Genomic DNA, 20,585 nt, shown 5'->3' with positions numbered 1-20,585 from the left:
GCGATGAGAGGACCCCTCTCCGACAGGATGGGCGCGGCGCTGTTGATGGCGCCGCTGCTCCTGTTCCTGATCCTTGCCTATGCCTGGCCGTTCCTCGGCGTGGTGAAGTGGAGCTTTACCCTGCCGACGCCCGGGCTCGGCCAATACCATGCCTTGCTCACCGACGAGCTGGTGCGATCGGTGTTCATCCGCACGCTGCGCATCGCGGCGATCGTCACCGTGGTCTCGGTCACCGCCGCCTATGCCATTACCGTGGTGTGGGTTCGCGGCAGCCCGGCGCAGCGCGTGCTCGCCGAATTCTGCATCCTGGTGCCGTTCTGGATCTCGGTGCTGACGCGCGCCTTCGGCTGGGTGGCGCTGCTGTCCAACCGCGGTCTGATCAACACCTGGCTGCAATCGATCGGCTTCATCTCCGAGCCGCTGACTTTGGTTCGCAACGAATTCGGCGTCATCGTCGGCATGTCGCATTTCCTCATTCCCTTCGCGGTGTTCCCGCTGGCGTCCGCCATGCGCAGCCTGGACGAGCGCGTGCTGCTCGCGGCGCGCGGGCTTGGCTCCAGCCGCATGCGCACCTTCTGGACGGTGTTCGTGCCGATGACGCGCTCCGGCATCATCGGCTCGGCGCTGATCACCTTCGTCTTTTCGCTCGGCTTCTTCGTCACGCCGGCGATCCTCGGCGGCGGCCGCAGCGTGATGATCGCGGAGCTGATCTATCTGCGCATCTTCCAGAGTCCCGACTGGGGGCTGGGTGCGGCGATCAGCGTGGTGCTGGTGGTGTTCGTCGGCGCGCTGATGGCGCTTCTGTTCCGCTACGTCAAACCGAAGCAACTGGTGTAGCGCGATGCCGACCTACCGTCCCGGTCCCGTTTCGCTGATCCTCGCCGTGCTGGTGGCGCTGTTCCTGCTGATGCCGCTGCTCGCGGTCATCCCGGTGTCGCTGACGCCGAGTCGCATGCTGACCATGCCGACGGGCGAATTGTCGCTGCGCCACTACCGCTCGCTGATCGAGGATCCGCGCTGGCTGGATTCGATCCTGCTGTCACTCCGAATCGGCATCGTGAGCAGCGTCCTTTCCACCGCGCTTGCCCTCACCTTCAGCCTTGGTTGCTGGATGTTCCAGCCGCGCTTCACCGCCGCCCTTGTCGGCTTCGTGCTGTTGCCGATGGTGGTGCCGCCGGTGGTCTCGGCGGTGACGCTCTATTTCCTGCTCACTTCGGTCTCCGGCCTCACCTCGTTCTTCGGCTACGACACCTGGCTGGGCGTCGCCATGGCGCATTCGGTGATGACGGTGCCATTTGCGACGGTGCTGATCCTCGTTTCGCTCAGCCAGCTCGACCGCCGTATCGACCTTGCCGCGCGCGGGCTTGGCGCAACCGTGTGGGAACGCGCGACGCGTGTCATCATGCCCAACATCAAATTCGGCATCGTCACCGCGGCGCTGCTCTCCTTCGTGCTCTCCTGGGAAGAGATCGGCGTGACGCTGTTCATTACCTCGGTCAACGCCATCACCCTGCCCCGCCTGATGTGGATGGGCCTGCGCGACAATATCGACCCGGCGATCGCGGCACTCTCGGTGATCCTGATCATCATCACCGTGCTGGTGCTCGTCGTTCGCAGCGTCGTCACAAGGCAGCGCGCCGCACGCTGAAACCCAAACAAACCTGACCGAAACGCGGCCGAACCTGCCTAGGGAACCTCCCGGCGATATCAAACCGGTGATCGCCCTTGGTCGGCGCGGCAAGGCACGGGACCTCAAAACGAAGAGGCCCGCCGGGAGCGGCGAGCCTCTTACGGGCCGAAGTGGAAGTTCGGCGCCGTGATGATCCGGGGGTGTGGATCAGCTCGGAATTTAGCCAACAGCGCCCGGCCGGGCGACTTACAAATCCGTAATCTTCGCGCCGGCAGGATCGAGCGGCGCCGGCAAAAGAGACATATTATCATAGCCTTCCAACATTCTCGGCCGCGCCGGCGCAGTGCCCTTCAATCAAAAGTGATGGGGTACCGGCACGACCAAGGCCTGTCCGCGGCCGCGCGGAGCCCCGCTGGCTAGCGATTTCCCGGCAGCATTCTGGTCAGGATCGTGTCCCGGCGAATCAGGTGGTGATAGAGCGCAGCCAAGGCGTGCAGGCCGGCCACGATCAGTATGCCGTTCGCGCATAGCGAATGAAGCTCGCGAATGGTCCGCGCGGTCGCCCTGTCCGGAGCGAAGGGCGCGGGAATCGTGAACAGGCCGAAGAAGCTCAGCGCGTCGCCTCGGAACCAGGTCAACAAAATGCCGAGGACCGGAATGGCGATCAGCAGGGCATAAAGGATGAAATGCCCGATCTTCGCCGCGGCCCGCTCGGCAGTGGACATTTCCGATGGAAGGTCAGGCGCGCCCCGAAGGCTGCGCAGCACCACCCTCCAAAACACGAGAGCGGCCAACAGAAGGCCGAACGAGATGTGCAATCGCCAGAAGAATGCTACCGCCGGCTCCCCGCGGGCATAGAAGGCGTCGCCGTAGGTCAGGGCGTAGAGCAGGACGACAAGGACGAACAACGTCCAGTGAAGAAACTTCTGGGCGGACGTGTAGGTCCTGGCGACGGCCATGCTGTGCGGCTCCGTTTGACAGGGTTCCCGTTTCGAACGCGTTCCTGGCAGACGTGTGGCCGCTAAATTAAGAGTTCGTAAGACTTCGGCGAAGGGACGAGACGCCTGCGGTAGAGCCCCCCGATTGCCGTCTCTTTGCATCCGCGCCATCGGGGCGCCGCGGCGGACGAAGGCCCCCCGGCCTCGTCCGTGCGTGGCGGTCCGTTCAGGCAGCTTGCGGCCGCCGCATTCTCTCGACTAAAGCCTGTCTTGCCGGTCCGGCAAGCGGCTTTTCCGTGGCCAGCAGGCCATCGAGCAGCGCCAGAAGCTCGCGCGCTGCCGAAGACTTGCAGGAATAATAGACCATCTGACGATCGCGGCGGGTTTCGACCAGGCCAAACCTGCGCAGTTTGGCCAGGTGTTGCGACAGCGCTGACTGGCTGAGTTCGACCTTGTCGGCGAGCACGCCAACCGAGAGTTCGCCCTCGGCGAGGTAGTTCATGATGAGCAAACGCTTCTCGTTGCCCATCACCGCAAGAAAGGCTGCCGCGCTTTCTGCGTTGGCGGTAAGTTTCTTGGTAACCATCGATTTCCCCATGGTTCAAGCTCTTCCGAAGGCCACGGGGGCAATGGCTTCAGAGTTCCAGAGCGTTGATGAGCCTGCCCCGGTTTGGACGCGGGACCTGCCCTGCTTCTTTTCGACCAGAACCCCTTCGCAAACCCGGTTGCCACCACGTCGGGGTCGCTGGTCTCGGACAGAACGCGCGGCGTTTTTCTGGGCTCAAGTCAATGCAGACTCGGAAAAATTCCGCGCTGCTAATGCGTATCAGCGTAGCGCTCGTTCGGCAAGAATATAACGAGGCCGGCAAACAACAGCCAGTTGCAGGCAGGAAGCACAGCAACCGGCGTGCCTGGCTGAAGAGACCTCGGCCATGATCTTGCCGCGACTCACTCCCAGTCTCGAAGCGTGCTATTATTAGCCGGGCAAGAGGGGCCGGGCTGGAGGAGGAAGCCATGTCCATCGTACGCAACACGTTCAACCCCGACGAGACGGCCATGCTTGGCCGTGTTTACAAAAACGGCAATTTCGAAGGCGAGACTGCCGAGCAGAAGGAAGCGCGCGCCTCGCGCATCATCGCCAATTACATGGCGGGGATCACCGACGAGGCGGAACTGATCGAGCTTTCGCGGAAGCCGCTTGGAAGATGAGGAGCCTGCGCCGCCTTCGTAGAACGACTTCACGTTAAATTGAGGTTTTGCGACGCAACGCTACGATAAAATATATCGCGATCCGATATACTTCGGGAGGTTTCAGCGATGATCCAGGGATGGTTTTCCAGGCCGGTCGAAGTCGCCGTCGGGATCTCGGGCTCGATCCGCCATATATCCAACGCCGAGCAGGCCATCGAACTGCTGACCGGCCAATGGCGTGATGCCGGCAGTGCGCTGCATGGCGCGGCACTGCGCGCCTGCCGCCGGGCGATCCGCGGCGACGTTGCGGCGGACAACGCCAGGGAGGCCTTCATCGTCGCCGCGCGCGAGGCGCATGTGCTGGTGGAATAAAGCATGACGGGCCCTTCCCTCCACGGGGCTGCCTATCGATAGCAAAGTCACAAAAGCACCCAGTACCGATGGGCCGATGCTTGACCCCCGTCCGGGTGCTTGTCCTAGAGCGTTTCATCGTTTCACAGAACGACGGATCGCTGTATCTCTTTGTTTTTACACAATTCCGGAGAGGAGCTACAGCGAAGCTGCCGGAGCTTATCCGGTCGCACCTTGCCTGGAATGCCTGGGCTTGAAATTCTTCGGAACCTAACGCCCGGAATTTTGTTAACGCGCGGGTCCGCAATCGCGGAGCCGCATCGGGCGCCGTCCGGCGCCGATTGCTTGCTCAAAAGACGATCATAAGAACGGAGGAAGTGATGAACGATGTCTGGTTTTCCGTGCCAGTCGTGATCGATTTCCAACCAAACGGCCAGCGCAAGGTTTCGAGTTGCTTCGAGGCCATGGAATGTCTTGACCAGCGCTGGCCCAGACAGGCGCGCGACCGCACCTGGCGCTCGGCGAGCCGTGTCTGCCGCGACGCGCTCGATGGCCTGCGCAGCCCGGTGGAGGCCCGCAAGACGCTGCGCAAGGCTGCCAAGGTCGCCGGCCTGCTGGCGTAGCCCCGATTTTCCCACGGCGCCCTATGAGCGGCGCCACCAAGCCCGTCGCGGTTTCCCATTGCCGCGGCGGGCTTGCGTTTTCAATGCAGTGACGGCCGACGCATACTTGGAACGCGTTCAAGCACGCGTCCCGTGGGGTACATGAAAACGCCGGCCGCCTGGCTTTGGGGTTGCCTGACGGGTTCAGGCCGCTCCATTTCGCCGAGTCGGCCGGCAGGTCGCAACGCGAGCACAGGGACATGGTAAACGGGCGGTTATTATCCACAATGGCGCGGCGCCAATCGGGCGCGCGGCCGGATCAGGCAAAGCCACCAAGAACTTCCGGGAACTGGACCGCCAGTGCGCCTTCTTCAGCCTGCCGGGCGTAAATCTGATGCATTTTCGCGCCGTCATATCTGGCGCGGCGGCGCTGGATATCCTTGCCGAAAAGACCGGCGACGGCGTCGAAACGGCGGAAGAAGCGCTTCATCACGCCGCGCTCGAAGGGTATGCGCTGCTCGAACGGCTTACGCCAGGGCGTGTCCTTTGCCAGGTCGCGCCAGATGCTCAGCGCTTCCAGCTCGACCCCGACCTGGTTGCCCCACGGCTTGCCGCCGGCGAAATGCCTGGCCCAGGCCTGGGAGAAGCGAAATTCCCGTGTCCCCAGCGATTGCAAATTCCAGTTCGGGTGCATCGTCTGCCATTTGCCTTCGAAGGCGATGTTGAGGGCGTTCTGGTCGTTCATCTGACCTTCGACGGCGGTCTTTCGCGTCTGCTCCAACAGGGCACTCTCGCGAACGGCGTTCATATCGAAGACAACGACCCCGGAATTGAAGTATGGCGCACCGGGCGCCAGCTTGAGCCTTTGCCGGTAAGAAGGCCTGAAATACATATAGTCGTCATGCGCGGCGAGCAGAGGGGCGCGCAGCGGTTGTCCAGCCAGGTCATTGATATCTCGATTGAAGAGAACATCGCAGTCTGTGTATGCGATGCGATCATATGGCTCGAAGAACGGAAACCGGTCGGCGAAAAGCCGAACGTAAGCGGCAATGCTGTAGGTTCCGAAACGGAAGCCGAAATTCGTCATGAAGTCCGTGACATCGACCAGCTCGACCCTGCCTTTCAACAGGCGGCTGGCGACTTCAAGATCCGTTTCGCTCGCACCGGTGTAAAGCAGAAAGCCGTCGATCGGTGCAGAGACATCCAGTATCCGGCGCACTGTCAGGCAGGCATACGGAAAGTAGTTGGCATCCGCCGCCAGGAAGAAACACGACTTCATCGTTCCGCTAACCGCTGCCCGTCATTTCGTCGCGGTGCCTGCCACAGAATGCCTCTCGATAAAAGTCTCGATCGGGCCGGTCAGCGCGGCCGCCTCGGCTTTGATCTTCTCGTCGTCCCAATGCCACCACCGGATGGCGAGCAGTTTCGAGATGACGTCCTGCGAAAAGCGGTATCTGATCAACCTTGCCGGTGACCCGCCGACGATCGCGTAAGGCGGCACGCTCTTCGTGACCACCGCCCCTGCCCCGACGACAGCACCGTCGCCGATTTCCACACCCGGCAAGATCATCGCGCCATTGCCGATCCAGACATCATTGCCGACAGCAATGCCGCCTGGCCTGCCGGCATTTGCGACCGGCTCGGGCTGCTTCAGCAACCGGCTGTAAATCGGAAACGAGGTTGCACTCTCAGTTGGATGCTGGCCAGAGCAAATGAAAAGCACTTGACCGGCGACCGAGCAGAAGGCGCCGATTTCCAGCGGAGCGTCCTTTGCGGAAAACAGGACCTTTCGCCATGTCACGCCGTAAGTGTGACGGCCGACCTTGACGTGTTCCGGCAATTTGGAACGCAGGTCCCTCAGCCATTTGGAAAGCGCCGACATTCCAGATACCTCCCCAACGCTCGTTGCGACTTGGACCGATCGACCGATCAACCAAAAAACTTTGTACAGGCGCAAGGGACCGATCCACCAAACCTAGCTCCTCCATGGGAACTTTTGGGTGGATTGGATTTGCGCGTGTTGGTAGTGGGAGCATCCCAGACACTTCTCCCAAATGATCGAATGAACGACGTTTTTGGCTATGTCGCCTATGGCGATAACGAGGTTTATCATTTTGGCGCACTGCTAAGCGCACTTAAGCTTTTGTACCATTGCCCTCATGCCAATATAATCGTCGCAACAGACAGGCCCGAATTCTTTCGTCCATACCCCGTCGAGACGATGACCATAACGGCCGGCCAGAAAGAGTTGATGTCTTTCGGCTGGCGCTATCATTTCGGAATCAAGGCTGCGTGCCTGATCGAAATCCTGAATCGGGCGGACCGCCTCATCTTCATGGACTCCGACCACTACCCTTATCTCGATCCGACCAGAGGATTTCGGCAAATTACCCCGATACGCTCTTTCATGCGCAAGTGTGAGGGCCGGCATCGGCGTTATCCGGTTCTCTCAGGCAAAGGCGTCAAGATCGGAGACTACACTCTGACGGGCGACGAACCGATGTGGCAAAGCGGAATCCTTGGCATTCATCGGGCCAACATCAGTGCCTTGACCGAGGCCTATGCCGCGATGCTAGCCGTACGCGAACTGACCAATACCGATGCACCGGAGCAGTTCTGCATCGGTGTTGCGCTCTCCCGAAATGAGCTAGCTGTCAGCCGACACCACCTTCCGGTCAGCGACTACAACACCCGAGGAAAGAAAGCTTTTGCCAGTCCGCGCGTGCTGCAATTCTTCGAGATGTACGGTGACGCTCCAATTGCGGAGCAGATAAGGAGAGCCGGCTGGTATCGCTTGTGGCGAACTCCCATGGACCTATGGCGCCAGCGGGATAGGTGGTCGTTTTAAGTCGGCAGTTGTCAGGTACGGCAAGCCGCCCCGGCGATCTTGGCGATCGCCTCCTCGATGCCAATCCTTCCTTGCCGTCTTAGGGCGTTCGGCTCGCGAAAATCGATCCAGCCCTCATTGAAGCCGTCGAGCATGCGCATGCGCATGGCGGGATGGCGCATGCCCTGGTCGCGGAAGATCGTCTCCCAGCGTTCGCGTGGGATGATACGCGCCTCCACCCTGCGGCCGAGGACCTTGCCGAAGGCTGCGGCGATCTGGTTCGGCGACACTCTGTGTTGCGCTTCCAGTTCGATCACCCGGTGGCCGCTCCAATCCTCCAGCAGAAGTTCCGCAGCGGTCCTGCCGACATCGGCGGCAGCGACCATCGCGACCGGTCGGTCGAGCGGCTGGAGGTAGCTGTCGATGACGCCCTCGCGCGCCGCGGCGAGATCCCACTGGGCATTTTCCATGAACCAGGCGGCACGTAGGAACGTCACGGCCACAGGCAGATCGGCGAGCGCCTCTTCCAACAGGCGCAACACATTGAGCAGGTTGGGCTCCGCGGCATCCGCGCCAATCGTCGACAGCACGACGACCTTGGACGGCAACGCCCTGTGCAGCGCCTCGCGGATGACGGCGATTTTCGGCAGCACGTCTGGGAAGCCAAATTCGGCATCATAGACCGGCGGCAACAGGATGAATGCGCCTTCGACGCCCGACAGCGCCGCGGCGAGCGGCCCGGCATCGCCGAGATCGGCAACCGCAATCTCGCAGCCCCTGGCAAGCCAGGGCGCGGCCTTGGCCTGGTCGCGAATAACGGCGCGAACCTTGCGCCGGGACTTGAGCAGCGTTTCGGCTACGGCGCTGCCCACGCGGCCGGTGATTGCTGTAACAGCGAACATGATTATGCCTTTCGGATCGTTCTGGTTGATCGGGATCGCGGCCGACGAAACAGGAACCAGGCCAGCGGAAATCGGTGCCGGCCTTGTCCCACCCTTTTCTTGCTGATTCCAGCGCCGATATGTCATCATAATCCGGACTTCAGGTTGGGAATGACACATGCCTTATGACGGAAGATTGCTATCCGGCGTGACGGTCCTGATGGCGGTGGTCGAAGCCGGCTCAATGGCGCGGGCCGCAGACGCGCTCGGCATGACCGCCTCGGGCGTAGGCCGCGCCGTCCAGCGGCTGGAGGCCCGTATCGGGGTGCGGCTCCTAGACCGCACGACGCGCACCATGCACCTGACCGACGAAGGGCGGCGCTTCTACGAGCGGGTCGGCCCTCACCTCGACGGCATCGAGGAAGCGGCGGTAGAGGCCACAGGTGCCACTTTGGTGGTTCGCGGCAGGCTGCGCGTCAATGTCGACCCGTTCTTCTCGCAACTGGTATTGGCCGGGCATGCCGGCCGGTTTCTGTCCCTATATCCGGAATTGCGCCTGGAACTCATCATGCGCGACGCGGTGGGGGACTTGGTGGCCGACGGGTTCGATCTCGCCTTGCGCTTCGGCGATCCGCCGTCCGGCTCGCTCACCGCGCGCAAGTTGTTTGAGACGCGCATACTCACCGTCGCCGCTCCCGCTTACATCGAGCGCCGGGGCCGCCCGCAGCGCCCCGGCGATCTGCCCGACCACGACGCCATCGACTTCTGGGATGCCGCGCATGGCCGCGCCTATGAGTGGGAATTTCGCCGCGGCAACGAGGTGCTGCCGGTCAGCGTCCAGACCAGGCTGATGACTTCGGACGCGCCGACCATGCTCAACGCCTGCCTTGCTGGCGCCGGTATCGCGCAGGTTCTGGAATTCGCGACGCGCGAGCAGGTGCGCGACGGGCGGCTGATCGAGCTGTTCCCCGACTGGCGGGACGAACTCTTCCCGCTCCACGCGATCTACCCTTCGCGACAATACCGCACCGCCAAGGTGCGGGCGTTCGTGGATTTCGTGGCAGATCTCTTGGCGAAAGTTTAAATCCAGAGTCAACCGGATCTCGTAAGCCATTGAACAAAAATGGCGATCCCGGCAGGATTCGAACCTGCGACCATCGACTTAGGAGGCCGATGCTCTTTACAACTGAGCTACGGGACCGCCGAGCAAACTTCTAAGCCGCGTGCAAAGTCGGTATAGCGCTCACATCCACTTCACGTTCGGCGTGCCAGGCATCATGGGCTGCCTGCATGCGAAGCCAGACTGCAGCGCCGTCGCCGAACATTTTTCCAAGCCGAGCCGCAACGGACGGCGATACCGGCTTCCGTTCGCGGGTGATATCGTAGAGCTGCTGTCGGGAGATTCCGAGCAGCCTGGCAATTTCCACCTTGGTCTTTCCAGTCGCCGGGATGATGTCCTCAAGCAGCGCTCCCGGGTGGGACGGGCAACGCTCAATCGGACGCTTCGGCTTGTGCTCGCTCATCAATCAAACTTCCCCAGTCTGTCCGCCTCAATGATACTGCTCGAAATCGACGCGGGCGGCGTCTTCGCCGTCGAATTCAAATGTAATGCACCTCGGGCCGTTCACGTGAACCGTATAGCGGGTCGGGTCGAAGCCTCTCAGCGCGTGAAAATCAAACCCCGGCAGGTTCATATCTTCCGGCCGCTCGGATGCCTCAAGGCGATCAAGCCTGACCAGGATGCGCTTATGCATCTTGACGTCGATCTTCCCGGTTTTCCCGGTCTCGAACAAGTCGGCCAGCGCTTTGCTCTTGAATGACTTGATCATGCCTCACGTAAGCAGATAGCGTACACGAGTCAATCTCATGTAAGCAATACGCGTACATTTGCAATCGACAAGAATTGCCCAAACTGGCGATCCCGGCAGGATTCGAACCTGCGACCATCGGCTTAGAAGGCCGGTGCTCTATCCAGCTGAGCTACGGGACCGTCGGCCGCCCGGGCCGGCTGATGTTACGCCGAGGCGACGCAATAACAGAGTCAGTGCGTCCAAGGCGTCCTGCGGTCATAGCGGAAATTGTCCGAATAGGAAATCTGCCGGCGCTTGGCTTCCTTCGGCTCTTCGACGCGGTAGGCGATCTTTTCCTTCTCGGCATAGGCGATCGCCTCTTCCTTCGTGTCGAAGGTGAGCTTCACCTGGCTCAGCATGTCACCCGAGCTGGTGTAGCCCATCAGCGGGTCGATCTTCTTGCGCTGGGCGGGATCGAATTCCAGCACCCAATACCCGGTCTTTGCCTTGCCGGACTGCATCGCGGTTTTGGCTGGACTGAAAATGCGCGCGGACATGACCACCTCTTTGCCGCCCGAAGACCGGGCACTCTCGTTCAGCGCCGCTTCCAGGACCCCACCGGGAGCCTGAAACCTCGCGCCAACCCGTCATTACTGTGCAATCACCGCGGCGGCAAGGCCGCAGGTGCCGAGGGGCGCCCGCGACGGCGCGGGGAACCTCGCTCCGCTGCCGACATTATCGAAACGTCGGGCCGAGCCGTGCCGGCCTTCCCTGTGAGCCACCACCAAAACGGACGTTTCGCCATGACCGATGCAACCGAACATGCTGTCCTGCAGCTCGCCGTGCTTGTTGGCAGCCTGCGCGCCCAGTCCTTCAGCCGCAAGATCGCCAAGGCGTTGGCCGCCCGTGCGCCGGATTCGGTGCGCTGCCGCTTCGTCGAGATCGGCGAATTGCCTCTCTACAACGAGGATCTGGACGGCGACAGCCCGCCGGCGGCGTGGTCGACCTTCCGCGCGGCGATACGCGAATGCGACGCGGTGCTGTTCGTCACCCCGGAATACAACCGCTCGATCCCGGGCTGTCTGAAGAATGCGCTCGATGTCGGCTCGCGTCCGCCGGGCAAGAGCGTGTTCAAAGGCCTGCCCGCCGGGGTCGTCAGCGTCAGCCCGAGCAAGATCGGCGCCTTCGGCTCCAACCAGGCGCTTCGGCAGACCTTCGTCTTCCTCGACATGCCGGTCATGCAGCAGCCGGAGGCCTATATCGGCAATGTCGCGCAGCTGCTCGACGACAAGGGCGCCGTTACCAATGCCGACACCGCGGCCTTTCTCGAGACCTTCATGGCCGGCCTGGAAAGCTGGATCAGGAGGGTGCATCCGGGCGGCTCGTCCTTCGATGCCTTCATGAAGCAGCGCGAGAAGATCGCCGAGGACTATGTCAACGGCGATGCCACCTCGCTGAAGGCGATCGTCACCCATGCCGGGCCGGCGACATTCTTTTCGCCGCGCGGCGACCATCTCGAAGGCGCCGAGGCGGTTGCGGGCCGCTACGAGCGCGATGCTGCGAGCTTCCACAAGGGCGGCAGCACCGACCTCGAGGTGCTGCAGGCCTCAGCGAGCGGCGATCTGGCCTTCTGGACCGGCTTGCAGCATGCCAAAACCCGCATGGGCAGAAACGGCGAGTCGACCGAGATGACCTTGCGGGTGACGGAAGTGTTCCGGCTGGAGGATGGCGCCTTCAAGCTGGTGCATCGCCACGCCGACCCGGTTCATTAGCCAGCATTTGTAAAACCCGCGACACAATGCCGGCGGTTTTTGCAACAGCCATCTATTCCTTTTGGCGGGCGGGCGGCATATGTCAGATACATGATCGTGCCACTTGAAGGCATGATGACGACGATAAAGACACGAATGGGCGCGGCAGCGAAAGTCTTGCCGTCGGGGGTCGGCGAGCCAGCGATACTGGACGGCACGATTGTCATCGGCGCGGGCGCCGCGGGGCTTGCCGCCGCGCATGCGCTGGCCAGGGCCGGCGTGACGGTGCAAATCCTGGAGCGCGAGGGGCGGCTGGCCGAGCCCTGGCACCGCCGTCACGACAACCTGCATCTTAACACGCATCGCGACCTCTCCTCATTGCCCGGCGTTTCCTATCCGGCAGGGACGCCGGCTTTTCCGCATCGCAGCGCCGTCATCCGTCATCTCAACGATTTCGCCAAAACGCACCGGCTGCCGATCTCCTTCGGCGTCAAGGTCGACGAAATCGAATTTCGCGACGACCACTGGCTACTGCAGACAAATACGGGCTTGATGGCGGCGCGGTCCGTGGTGATCGCCACCGGGCGCGACCGGCAACCCTTCATTCCGGCCTGGAAGGGCATGGAGGATTTTTCGGGATCGATCATCCACTCCGCCGATTTCGGCAAGGCAAGCGACTATGCCGGCAAGAAGGTGCTGGTGGTCGGCGCCGGCAATTCCGGTTTCGACGCGCTCAACCATCTTTCCCATGTCGAGACGGGCCAGATGTGGCTTGCGGCGCGCAACGGACCTTCGCTGCTGCCCAAACGCATCGCCAAGATCGCCGTGCACCGCATATCGCCGCTCATGGCGAGCCTACCGACAAGGCTCGCTGACGCGGCCATGGCCGCAACGCAGCGTCTTGTGTTCGGCGATCTGACGAAATACGGCCTGCCGCCTGCCCCGGCGGGCGGGGCCAGCCGGCTCGGTTCCGACTATACGGCGATCGCCGCGGATGACGGAGCGGTCGAAGCCATCAAGGCCGGGCGCATCATCGTCGTGCCGCAATTGCGCGAATTCAGGCCCGATGGCGTCGTGCTCGACAACGGCCAGACGATCGCGCCGGACATCGTCATTGCGGCCACCGGCTATCGCACCGGGCTGGAGACGATGCTGGGTGGGCTTGGCGTGCTCGACGCCAAGGGCGTGCCGCTGTTCAACGGCGCCGCGAACGATCCGAAGCTCCCTGGACTCTGGTTCACCGGCATGCGGCCGAGCATTCGCGGCTGCTTTGCCAACGCAATAATCCAGGGCGCTGCGATCGCCAGGAAGATCGCCGGCCAGAAGCGCTGAGCTGAACGGTCATTTTCGACCTCCGTTTTTGTGTTGCCTTCCAGGCGCGCGCCCCCTATACGCCGCGGGATGTCGGAGTGTAGCGCAGCCTGGTAGCGCACCTGATTTGGGATCAGGGGGTCGCGTGTTCGAATCACGCCACTCCGACCATCGCTTCCTTCCTAGACCAGCCGGTCTCGGCGTCCTTGCATTCCGGCCAGAGGGGATCTCACCTTGGCAGCGGTGGTCGTAGCGATCCTCGACAGGGACAATTGGGACGCCAATACCGACATCATCGTCGTCGTGGATGGCGCCAGGCGACGGCTGACATGGGTGCCGCGCGACCTGTGGTCTCCCGTCATAAATGACCGCGTCAATGCAGCCTTCGCCATGGGTGGCGGCAAGTTGCTGCTCGACGCGCTGGCGGGACTGGGATTTATGGCCGATAGCGCGATCTGCCTCCGGCGCGGCGCGACCGAGGCCGCGCTTGCCAGCGCCAGCATCAGGGTGCCGATCCGCGCGCCGCTCGATTTCTGGTATCCGCTGACACCGACAAGGCGCATCGAAGACGGGCGCCAACAGGTTTCCTTCCGCCCGCCCGCCGAAACACTAAGAGGCGCCCGCCTCCATCAGTGGATCGGCGCCCGCACGATGGTCAATGGCGAGGGCACCGACTTCCATCGCATGGGCCGGCAGATCGTCTTCCTGCGCGCGCTCATCGCCCAGGGTTTCGATTTCCACCTCGTGCTGAAGGATCCGGAACTGGTGCGGATCGACGGTGACGATCCGCTTCCCCTGCTTGCCCGCGTCTCGGCCAGCTGGCGCATGCAGGTGCATGACTGGGTGGATGACGCCGTTATCGACGGCAAGATGGTGCTGGTCCCGCGCAAACCGAAACCATGGTGGCGGCGAAAATGGCGAAGGCTGCGGGACAGGCTCAAGGGTACGCGGACCTAGCCCATTTCGTGCCGCTAGAACGGTAAACCCGCCGGGCGAGAACCCCAACACCTCGAGCCCGGCGAGCCTACAACCCGATCTGGAACGCGATCGGGGCCGGGGTCAGCCGGCACTGTCTGCGTTGCAAGAGCGATGCCGGAAAGACTGTTCCGGAATGGGACAGCCACTCTAACGTCGCGCGGGCAGTTCAACATCAGATATCGAACTCGCCCTGCCCCTCATCCATGGCGCTGACGGTCTCGGCCGCGAGCGCGCGGGTGATCGGCGTCTTGCGCTCGAGGGCTGCGCGGTCGAGTCGCTCGACGACGCGCATGGCGGTGCCGAGCGAGCGCTCGATGCGGCGCACCAGATATTGCACCACATGCGGCTCGACCTCGACCTGACGGTCGGCGAAGAGCTTCGTGATGACGCCGGCGAGCAGCAGATCGTCGGGCTCGTGGATCTCGATCGTCGCTGCCGCCTTCAACCGCGAAACGAGATCCGGCAGCGCGACGCGCCAGGCTGAGGGGAAACGCCGCGCCGTGAGCAGCAGCGTCGAGCCCGCGCCGCGCACGGCGTTGATCAGGTGGAACAGGCCTGGCTCGTCGATCGCCGCCTTGTCGATGTCGTCGACGAGCACCGGCTTGCTGCCGAGACCGGCTATGTGGTCGCCGATCCGGCCGGAATCGATGGCGACGGCATGCGCCCTATCCTGCCAGATCCGGGCGAGATGCGTCTTGCCTGAGCCGGGCGGCCCGGCCAGCACCACGACCGGTGACGGCCAGTCCGGCCAGCGGTCGATCAGCGATGCCGCTTGCGCATTGGTGCCCGAGACGACGAGCTCATCGCGCGAATAGCCGGTGCCGTGGCCGAGATCGAGCGGCAGCTGGCGCGGCGTATCTGCTGGCTGAGCAGCCATTTCAGCCCTGCGTCGAGCGGTGGCCGCCGCCGCGATCGGCCGGCAATGGCGGCACGGGCTGGGCGACGTGACCCTGGTAAAGTGGCGATTCGAGATAGCGGGCGATGGCAAAGCGCACCAGCACGGCAATCGCGGCCGAGGCCGGCACCGCGATCAAAAGGCCCACGAAGCCGAACAGCGCGCCGAAGGCGAAAAGCGCGAACATCAGCCATACCGGATGCAGGCCGACGCTCTTTCCGACCAGCCGCGGCTGCAGGATGTTGCCCTCGATGAACTGGCCGACCAAGAACACGCAGGCGACCGCAACCACCATGGTCCAGTCCGGCCAGAACTGGACGAAGGCGACGCCGACGGCGAGCACCAGCCCGGTCAGCGAGCCGACATAGGGGATGAAGGAGATCAACCCGGCGAAGAAGCCGATGAGGATGGCGAAGTTCAAGCCGGTCAACGTCAGTCCGGTCGCGTACATGGCGCCGAGCACCAGGCAGAGCGTGCCCTGCCCGCGCACGAAGCCAGCGGTGGCGGTGTTGATGTCGCGGGCAAGCGCACGCACCGTCTCGACATGGTCGCGCGGCACCCAGCCGTCGACCTCGGCCACCATACGGTCCCAGTCGAGCAGCATGTAGAAGGCGACGACCGGGGTGACGACGAACAGGCTCACCACCGAGACCAGCGCCACGCCCGAGCTCCAGATCGAGGTGAAGACGGTGGTGAGCAGGCTGAAGCCGGAGGTCAAGAGCGAATTCAGCCCTTCGCGCAGGCCGGCGGCGTTGACGCCGAAGCGCTGCTCCAGCCATTTCGGGTCGAAACTGGTGATCAGCGACTGCAAGCGGGTGAGATATTCCGGCAGCTTGCGGGCGAAATCGGCCATCTGGGTCGCCAGCACCGGCACCAGGATGACGAAAGCCAACACCACAACGACGATGAAGGCGATCAGGATCACCACCGTCGCCATGAGGCGCGAAAGGCCGAGCCGCTGCAGCCAGTCGGCAACCGGGTCGAGGAAATAGGCGAGCACCATGCCGGCCACGAACGGCAGGAGGATGCCCGAGAAGATGTAGAGGAACAGCGCCAGCAACACGGCCGTCGCCAACCAGAAGAAGATCTGGCGGCGAAGCCCGCCCGAGACGTCGTCGGCGACGATCACCGCGCCATCGCTGTCAGGCGTCCGCGCCGGAGCCGCCCGATTTGCCGATGCCCGACTTGGTGTCGCCCGACTCGATGTCGCCGGTTTGGGAGTTGCTCGTCCGGGAGCCTTCGCCATAGCCGCTCATATGCCTTAGCCAAGCCACGAGATAGGCTGCGGCCGAAGCCACGGTCAAGACCCCGGTCAGCAATATGAGCGCGGTCCGCAGCGGGCCGAGATGCACCGAAAAGGCGAGTTCGCCCAGCACCAACGCCGCCAGCACGATCTGTGCGGCGGTGTTGGCCTTCGACACGAAGAGAGGCTTCACCTCGACCGGATGGCTCATCACGCTGGACAGGAGCACGGCGCAGACGATCAGCCCGTCACGCGAGACCATGGTCACCACCAGCCAGAGCGGCAGTTCGCCGGCAAAGCCCATGACGACGAAGACCGAGACCAGCAGGAGCTTGTCGGCGACCGGATCGAGATAGGCGCCGAGGCGGGAGGACTGGTTCCAGCGGCGCGCGATGAAGCCGTCGACACCGTCGGAGATGCCGGCGACGAGGAAACCGGCGAAGGCCCAACCCCAAAACGACTGCAGCATGGCCAGCACCACGGCGGGCACGAGCAGCAAGCGCAGGATGGTGATCAGATTGGGGATGGTCACCGCACGTCCCGTCGTGGGTTATAGGGAATAGATGAGGGAGATGGGCGGCGGGCGCAAGTAGCGGGGGCGGCTTCGGCGCCTCGTCCACTTTCCACGGTTTTGTCCATCTCAACATCCGTCATCCTTGCTCCCCGAAACCATTCATGCGAAGAGCCCGCAATGGAAACAGGGACGAGCCGACGATGAGCAAGGGCGACAAGGCCAAGCGCAAGAACGGGCTCACCTATGCCGAGGCGGGCGTCGATATCGATGCCGGCAATCTGATGGTCGAGAAGATCAAGCCGCTGGTGCGCGCGACGCGCAGGCCGGGCGCCGACGGCGAGATCGGCGGCTTTGGCGGGTTGTTCGATTTGAAGGCCGCAGGCTTCACCGATCCGGTGCTGGTCGCCGCCAATGATGGCGTCGGCACCAAGCTCAAGATCGCCATCGAGTCCGGCAAGCACGACACGATCGGCATCGATCTCGTCGCCATGTGCGTCAACGACATCGTCGTGCAGGGCGCGGAGCCTTTGTTCTTCCTCGACTATTTCGCCACCGGCAAGCTCGATCCGGACCAGGGCGCTTCGATCGTCGGCGGCATCGCGCAAGGCTGCCGGCGGGCGGGCTGTGCGCTGATCGGCGGCGAGACCGCGGAGATGCCCGGCATGTATCACGACAAGGACTACGACCTTGCCGGCTTCGCCGTGGGCGCGGCCGAACGCGGCCAGTTGCTGCCGACCGACGATATCGTCGAGGGCGACGTGCTGCTCGGCCTTGCCTCCTCCGGCCTGCATTCCAACGGCTTTTCGCTGGTGCGCCGCATCGTTGCCGCGAGCGGGCTTGGCTGGAGCGATCCGGCGCCGTTCAACGAGGAGCTCAGCCTCGCCGAGGCGTTGCTCGAGCCGACGCGCATCTATGTGAAGTCGATCCTCAAGGCGATCCGCAACACGCATGGCATCAAAGCCCTCGCCCACATCACCGGCGGCGGTTTCCCGGAAAATATCCCGCGCGTCTTGCCGAAGGACTTTTCCGCAGAGCTCGACCTCGAGGCGATCGACGTGCCGCCGGTGTTCTCGTGGCTGGCCAGGACCGGCGGCGTCGCGCCGGAAGAGATGATGCGCACCTTCAATTGCGGCATCGGCATGATCCTCGCCGTCGCCTCCGGCCAGGCGGCTCAGGTGGCGGCGGTGCTGCAGGAAGCCGGCGAGACGGTGACGCCGATCGGCCGCATTGTGCCGCGCCGCGACGCGGGCGTCATTTATCGGGGCTCGATCGGCCTATGAGCAGGAAACGCACGGTCGTCCTGATCTCGGGACGCGGCTCCAACATGACGGCGCTGATCGCCGCCGCCGCCGATCCAAGCTATCCGGCGGAAATCGTCGGCGTCATTTCCGACCGCGCCAACGCCGGCCTCGGCATCGCGCAGTCGCGCGGCATCGCCACCAAGGTCATCCAGCGCGCCGACCATCCGAGCAAGGATGCCCACGACGACGCAATCGATGCGGCGCTCACCGGCTTCGGCGCCGATATCGTCGCCCTGGCCGGCTATATGCGGATCCTCGGCCCTGGCCTCGTCGAGAAATGGCAGGGGCGCATGGTCAACATCCACCCTGCCCTGCTGCCGGCCTTCAAAGGTCTGGACACGCACGCGCGTGCGATCCGCGCCGGCGTTCGCATCCATGGCTGCTCGGTGCATTTCGTCACGCCCGAGATGGATGACGGCCCGATTATCGCGCAGGCCGCCGTGCCGGTGATGGTCGGCGACAATGAGGACACTTTAGCCGCGCGGGTGCTGAAGGTGGAGCATCGGCTCTACCCGCTGGCGCTGGGTCTCGTCGCGGAAGGCAAGGCGCGCATGGAAAAGGGCCACACCGTGCTTGCCCATTTCGCCGACGACGCCGACAACGCCACCTCGGTGGTGATGGCGCCCGACCCGCTGCGCGAGGAGACCGACCTCGAACAGTTGGCGCGGATCACGCCGTAGAGGCTGCAATGCCCCTCAGACAACTGCTCATCCTGCGCCACGCCAAGTCGAGTTGGGACGATCCCAAGCTTGAGGATTTCGACCGTCCTCTCGCCCCGCGCGGGCTGAAGACGGCGCCGCTGATGGGGCAGGAGCTTTCGCGGCGCGGCTGGTTGCCGGATCTGGCGCTGGTCTCGCCGGCGCTGCGCACGCGCGACACCTGGAGGCTGGTCGCCCAGGAACTGCCGAAGCACGCGCAGGCGGAATTCGCGGACGAGCTCTACGAGGCCGCGCCGGCCGCCATCCTGGCGCGCGTGCGGCAGGCCAGGGCGACGAACCTGCTGGTGATCGGCCACAATCCCGGCCTGCAGCATTTTGCGCTGCGGCTGGCCGGCGCCGGGTCGAATGAGGGTTCATTCAAGAAGATCGAAGCGAAGTTTCCGACGGCAGCGCTTGCCCGCTTCACGCTGGACGGAGATTGGGCACATCTCGACTTCCACGGCGCGCGGCTGACCCATTGCATTCGGCCGAAGGATTTGACGTAGAGCCCAAAGCCTGCCGGCCCATAAGCGAAACGGCGGGCAAGCCCGCCGCCTTCAATATCTTCAAAGACGAGCTCAATTGCCCCAGTTGTCCGATGGCGGACCCGGCCAATCTGCAGCGCCGGTCGCGCCAGTCTTCATCTCGGTATCAACCTTCGGAGCCGGCTTGACTGTCTTGTGCTTCGGGATCGAAGCCGTGACGTTGGTGTCGGCGCCAACGGCTGCCTGGTTCACGCCATCAGCGCCGTAGTGATCGCTGCCAGCGGATGCGGTGCCCATGGCGGCGGCAAGTATGGCGGCCGCGACGAATGCAATCCTGGTCATGTTCGATTTCCTTGTTTGTGTCGTTCCATCGCGGTGGCCTTGGGAGGATGGCCCCGCTGCCGAGAAGACCCGCGGCGGCCGCGATTTATTCCCGGCGCGTTCGCTTTTTCAGCGGCCGGAGCAGCGTCGGCTTCGACTTCGCTCCAAAAAAGGCAAGCGATTACAAATGCTTGTGATACAGAAACTTGTGAAGTGATTCATATTGCCGGTAGCCGGCTGTATAAATGCAAAGCGGCGGGACAAGCCCGCCGCTGGTATTTCCGCACCGGATCAATGGTTGCCGAACAGGTCGTGATTGGTGCCCTGCGCCACCGGCCTGCGGACATCCGCGTCCGACTTCGTGATCGAGGTCGTCACGGTCCGATCGATGGTGACGTCCGGTTGGTTGGCGTTGGCCGAGCCGTAATGGTCGGAACTGGCGAAGGCAGAGCCCGTGGCGACGAGAATAGCGGCTGCGGTGAGTGCGATCTTGGTCATTTCAAATACTCCTGGTTCTGGGGTTGCGCTTTTCGATCGGGCACGGTTGACGATCCGATGACGCAGTGGTGCCAGGACGACCTCGGACATCGCCCGGGGTGCTGCCCGCTCGTTCCACTCGCTTGAATTTCCTTGCATCGGCCCCGTCTAACGGCCCTTGCTCCCACTTCGACGGCAGCCCAGGCCCCGTTACAGGCATCACCGCTTCGTGATGAATGCTTGATCAGCAGCCGCAAAGCCGGCCCTCCGGATAGCCGGCTGCGTAAAAGCAGAGCGGCGGGACAAGCCCGCCGCTTTGAGGTTCGTCTAGAACAGAACGCTTAGTGATTGCCGAACAGGTCGTGGTTGGCACCCGCGACGACCGACGTCTGGGCGTCCGC

The 20,585-nt window shown here is 63.3% G+C and carries 26 protein-coding genes and 3 tRNA genes; 14 read left to right on the top strand and 15 right to left on the bottom strand.

Annotated features, from left to right (window positions below):
* Positions 1–3: 3 nt before the first annotated feature.
* Both P9273_RS24135 and P9273_RS24130 read left to right on the top strand, forming a co-directional pair.
* The gene (locus tag P9273_RS24135; protein ID WP_278050995.1) at positions 4–837 is read left to right on the top strand and encodes an ABC transporter permease; all 834 of its coding nucleotides are present in this window, start codon (positions 4–6) and stop codon (positions 835–837) included.
* Positions 838–841: 4 nt separating this feature from the next.
* Positions 842–1,648 (top strand): ABC transporter permease, encoded by an 807-nt coding sequence (locus tag P9273_RS24130; RefSeq protein ID WP_278050994.1) that lies wholly within the window; start codon positions 842–844, stop codon positions 1,646–1,648.
* A gap of 398 nt (positions 1,649–2,046) precedes the next feature.
* Here P9273_RS24130 and P9273_RS24125 read toward each other — a convergent pair whose 3' ends face one another.
* Together P9273_RS24125 and P9273_RS24120 are read right to left on the bottom strand one after the other, a co-directional pair.
* Positions 2,047–2,589 (bottom strand): cytochrome b, encoded by a 543-nt coding sequence (locus P9273_RS24125; protein ID WP_278050993.1) that lies wholly within the window; start codon positions 2,587–2,589, stop codon positions 2,047–2,049.
* Between the two features lie 205 nt (positions 2,590–2,794).
* Positions 2,795–3,154: an ArsR/SmtB family transcription factor gene (locus P9273_RS24120; RefSeq protein WP_041001784.1), complete on the bottom strand. Its 360-nt coding sequence runs from the start codon at positions 3,152–3,154 to the stop codon at positions 2,795–2,797.
* A 428-nt stretch (positions 3,155–3,582) separates the two neighbouring features.
* On the opposite strand from P9273_RS24120, the gene P9273_RS24115 reads away from it, so the two are divergent.
* The 3 genes from P9273_RS24115 to P9273_RS24105 all read left to right on the top strand — a co-directional run bounded on the left by P9273_RS24115 (position 3,583) and on the right by P9273_RS24105 (position 4,733).
* Positions 3,583–3,777 (top strand): hypothetical protein, encoded by a 195-nt coding sequence (locus tag P9273_RS24115; protein ID WP_041001786.1) that lies wholly within the window; start codon positions 3,583–3,585, stop codon positions 3,775–3,777.
* Between the two features lie 108 nt (positions 3,778–3,885).
* Positions 3,886–4,131 carry a DUF982 domain-containing protein gene (locus tag P9273_RS24110; RefSeq protein ID WP_041001788.1) on the top strand — a complete coding sequence of 82 codons (246 nt, stop codon included), beginning with the start codon at positions 3,886–3,888 and terminating at the stop codon, positions 4,129–4,131.
* 359 nt (positions 4,132–4,490) lie between these two features.
* The gene (locus P9273_RS24105) at positions 4,491–4,733 is read left to right on the top strand and encodes a DUF982 domain-containing protein (RefSeq protein ID WP_278050992.1); all 243 of its coding nucleotides are present in this window, start codon (positions 4,491–4,493) and stop codon (positions 4,731–4,733) included.
* Between the two features lie 298 nt (positions 4,734–5,031).
* Here P9273_RS24105 and P9273_RS24100 read toward each other — a convergent pair whose 3' ends face one another.
* Positions 5,032–5,991: a glycosyltransferase family 8 protein gene (locus tag P9273_RS24100; RefSeq protein WP_278050991.1), complete on the bottom strand. Its 960-nt coding sequence runs from the start codon at positions 5,989–5,991 to the stop codon at positions 5,032–5,034.
* A 21-nt stretch (positions 5,992–6,012) separates the two neighbouring features.
* Positions 6,013–6,594, bottom strand: a complete 582-nt coding sequence (locus tag P9273_RS24095) for a CatB-related O-acetyltransferase (protein WP_278050990.1) — start codon at positions 6,592–6,594, stop codon at positions 6,013–6,015.
* Positions 6,595–6,774: 180 nt separating this feature from the next.
* Between P9273_RS24095 and P9273_RS24090 the strand changes: the two genes are divergently transcribed.
* A complete protein-coding gene (locus P9273_RS24090) occupies positions 6,775–7,560 on the top strand; it encodes a hypothetical protein (protein ID WP_278050989.1) in 786 nt (261 codons plus the stop codon).
* An 11-nt stretch (positions 7,561–7,571) separates the two neighbouring features.
* On the opposite strand, the gene P9273_RS24085 is transcribed toward P9273_RS24090, so the two are convergent.
* On the bottom strand, positions 7,572–8,441 hold the full coding sequence (locus P9273_RS24085; protein WP_278050988.1) for an NmrA family NAD(P)-binding protein: 870 nt from the start codon (positions 8,439–8,441) through the stop codon (positions 7,572–7,574).
* 157 nt (positions 8,442–8,598) lie between these two features.
* On the opposite strand from P9273_RS24085, the gene P9273_RS24080 reads away from it, so the two are divergent.
* Positions 8,599–9,504 carry a LysR family transcriptional regulator gene (locus P9273_RS24080; RefSeq protein WP_278050987.1) on the top strand — a complete coding sequence of 302 codons (906 nt, stop codon included), beginning with the start codon at positions 8,599–8,601 and terminating at the stop codon, positions 9,502–9,504.
* A gap of 40 nt (positions 9,505–9,544) precedes the next feature.
* Here P9273_RS24080 and P9273_RS24075 read toward each other — a convergent pair.
* The 5 genes from P9273_RS24075 to P9273_RS24055 all read right to left on the bottom strand — a co-directional run bounded on the left by P9273_RS24075 (position 9,545) and on the right by P9273_RS24055 (position 10,767).
* Positions 9,545–9,621, bottom strand: a tRNA-Arg gene (locus P9273_RS24075).
* Positions 9,622–9,634: 13 nt separating this feature from the next.
* Positions 9,635–9,943: a HigA family addiction module antitoxin gene (locus P9273_RS24070; RefSeq protein ID WP_278050986.1), complete on the bottom strand. Its 309-nt coding sequence runs from the start codon at positions 9,941–9,943 to the stop codon at positions 9,635–9,637.
* A gap of 27 nt (positions 9,944–9,970) precedes the next feature.
* The gene (locus tag P9273_RS24065; RefSeq protein ID WP_278050985.1) at positions 9,971–10,249 is read right to left on the bottom strand and encodes a type II toxin-antitoxin system RelE/ParE family toxin; all 279 of its coding nucleotides are present in this window, start codon (positions 10,247–10,249) and stop codon (positions 9,971–9,973) included.
* Positions 10,250–10,333: 84 nt separating this feature from the next.
* Positions 10,334–10,410, bottom strand: a tRNA-Arg gene (locus tag P9273_RS24060).
* A 51-nt stretch (positions 10,411–10,461) separates the two neighbouring features.
* On the bottom strand, positions 10,462–10,767 hold the full coding sequence (locus tag P9273_RS24055) for an ETC complex I subunit (protein WP_041001802.1): 306 nt from the start codon (positions 10,765–10,767) through the stop codon (positions 10,462–10,464).
* A 246-nt stretch (positions 10,768–11,013) separates the two neighbouring features.
* On the opposite strand from P9273_RS24055, the gene P9273_RS24050 reads away from it, so the two are divergent.
* The 4 genes from P9273_RS24050 to P9273_RS24035 all read left to right on the top strand — a co-directional run bounded on the left by P9273_RS24050 (position 11,014) and on the right by P9273_RS24035 (position 14,229).
* On the top strand, positions 11,014–11,982 hold the full coding sequence (locus tag P9273_RS24050) for an NAD(P)H-dependent oxidoreductase (protein WP_278050984.1): 969 nt from the start codon (positions 11,014–11,016) through the stop codon (positions 11,980–11,982).
* Positions 11,983–12,117: 135 nt separating this feature from the next.
* A complete protein-coding gene (locus P9273_RS24045) occupies positions 12,118–13,293 on the top strand; it encodes a flavin-containing monooxygenase (RefSeq protein WP_278051027.1) in 1,176 nt (391 codons plus the stop codon).
* Between the two features lie 73 nt (positions 13,294–13,366).
* Positions 13,367–13,443: transfer RNA gene (locus tag P9273_RS24040), tRNA-Pro, on the top strand.
* Between the two features lie 63 nt (positions 13,444–13,506).
* Positions 13,507–14,229: a hypothetical protein gene (locus P9273_RS24035; protein WP_278050983.1), complete on the top strand. Its 723-nt coding sequence runs from the start codon at positions 13,507–13,509 to the stop codon at positions 14,227–14,229.
* 193 nt (positions 14,230–14,422) lie between these two features.
* Here the strand turns inward: P9273_RS24035 and hdaA are convergent, their stop codons facing one another.
* The 3 genes from hdaA to P9273_RS24020 are packed head-to-tail and all read right to left on the bottom strand — an operon-like array spanning position 14,423 to position 16,920.
* Entirely contained in the window at positions 14,423–15,127 is a 705-nt protein-coding gene (hdaA, locus tag P9273_RS24030) for a DnaA regulatory inactivator HdaA (protein WP_278050982.1), read from the bottom strand.
* A 1-nt stretch (position 15,128) separates the two neighbouring features.
* Complete coding sequence (locus P9273_RS24025) at positions 15,129–16,391, bottom strand: AI-2E family transporter (RefSeq protein ID WP_442920253.1); 1,263 nt, start codon at positions 16,389–16,391, stop codon at positions 15,129–15,131.
* Positions 16,288–16,920 (bottom strand): CDP-alcohol phosphatidyltransferase family protein, encoded by a 633-nt coding sequence (locus P9273_RS24020; RefSeq protein WP_278050980.1) that lies wholly within the window; start codon positions 16,918–16,920, stop codon positions 16,288–16,290. The genes P9273_RS24025 and P9273_RS24020 overlap by 104 nt, the downstream gene beginning before the upstream one ends.
* 182 nt (positions 16,921–17,102) lie before the next feature.
* Between P9273_RS24020 and purM the strand changes: the two genes are divergently transcribed.
* The 3 genes from purM to P9273_RS24005 are packed head-to-tail and all read left to right on the top strand — an operon-like array spanning position 17,103 to position 19,407.
* Positions 17,103–18,182 (top strand): phosphoribosylformylglycinamidine cyclo-ligase, encoded by a 1,080-nt coding sequence (gene purM, locus P9273_RS24015; RefSeq protein ID WP_278050979.1) that lies wholly within the window; start codon positions 17,103–17,105, stop codon positions 18,180–18,182.
* Positions 18,179–18,883 (top strand): phosphoribosylglycinamide formyltransferase, encoded by a 705-nt coding sequence (gene purN, locus P9273_RS24010; protein WP_278050978.1) that lies wholly within the window; start codon positions 18,179–18,181, stop codon positions 18,881–18,883. The genes purM and purN overlap by 4 nt, the downstream gene beginning before the upstream one ends.
* A gap of 8 nt (positions 18,884–18,891) precedes the next feature.
* Positions 18,892–19,407, top strand: coding sequence for a SixA phosphatase family protein (locus P9273_RS24005; RefSeq protein WP_278050977.1), 516 nt, complete (start codon positions 18,892–18,894; stop codon positions 19,405–19,407).
* 72 nt (positions 19,408–19,479) lie between these two features.
* On the opposite strand, the gene P9273_RS24000 is transcribed toward P9273_RS24005, so the two are convergent.
* Complete coding sequence (locus tag P9273_RS24000) at positions 19,480–19,728, bottom strand: DUF680 domain-containing protein (RefSeq protein WP_278050976.1); 249 nt, start codon at positions 19,726–19,728, stop codon at positions 19,480–19,482.
* A 270-nt stretch (positions 19,729–19,998) separates the two neighbouring features.
* The gene (locus P9273_RS23995; RefSeq protein WP_278050975.1) at positions 19,999–20,205 is read right to left on the bottom strand and encodes a DUF680 domain-containing protein; all 207 of its coding nucleotides are present in this window, start codon (positions 20,203–20,205) and stop codon (positions 19,999–20,001) included.
* Between the last annotated feature and the right edge of the window lie 380 nt (positions 20,206–20,585).

The sequence above is a fragment of the Mesorhizobium sp. WSM4935 genome (assembly GCF_029625735.1).
Taxonomy (GTDB): domain Bacteria; phylum Pseudomonadota; class Alphaproteobacteria; order Rhizobiales; family Rhizobiaceae; genus Mesorhizobium.
This window is presented reverse-complemented; position numbering and strand designations above follow the sequence as displayed.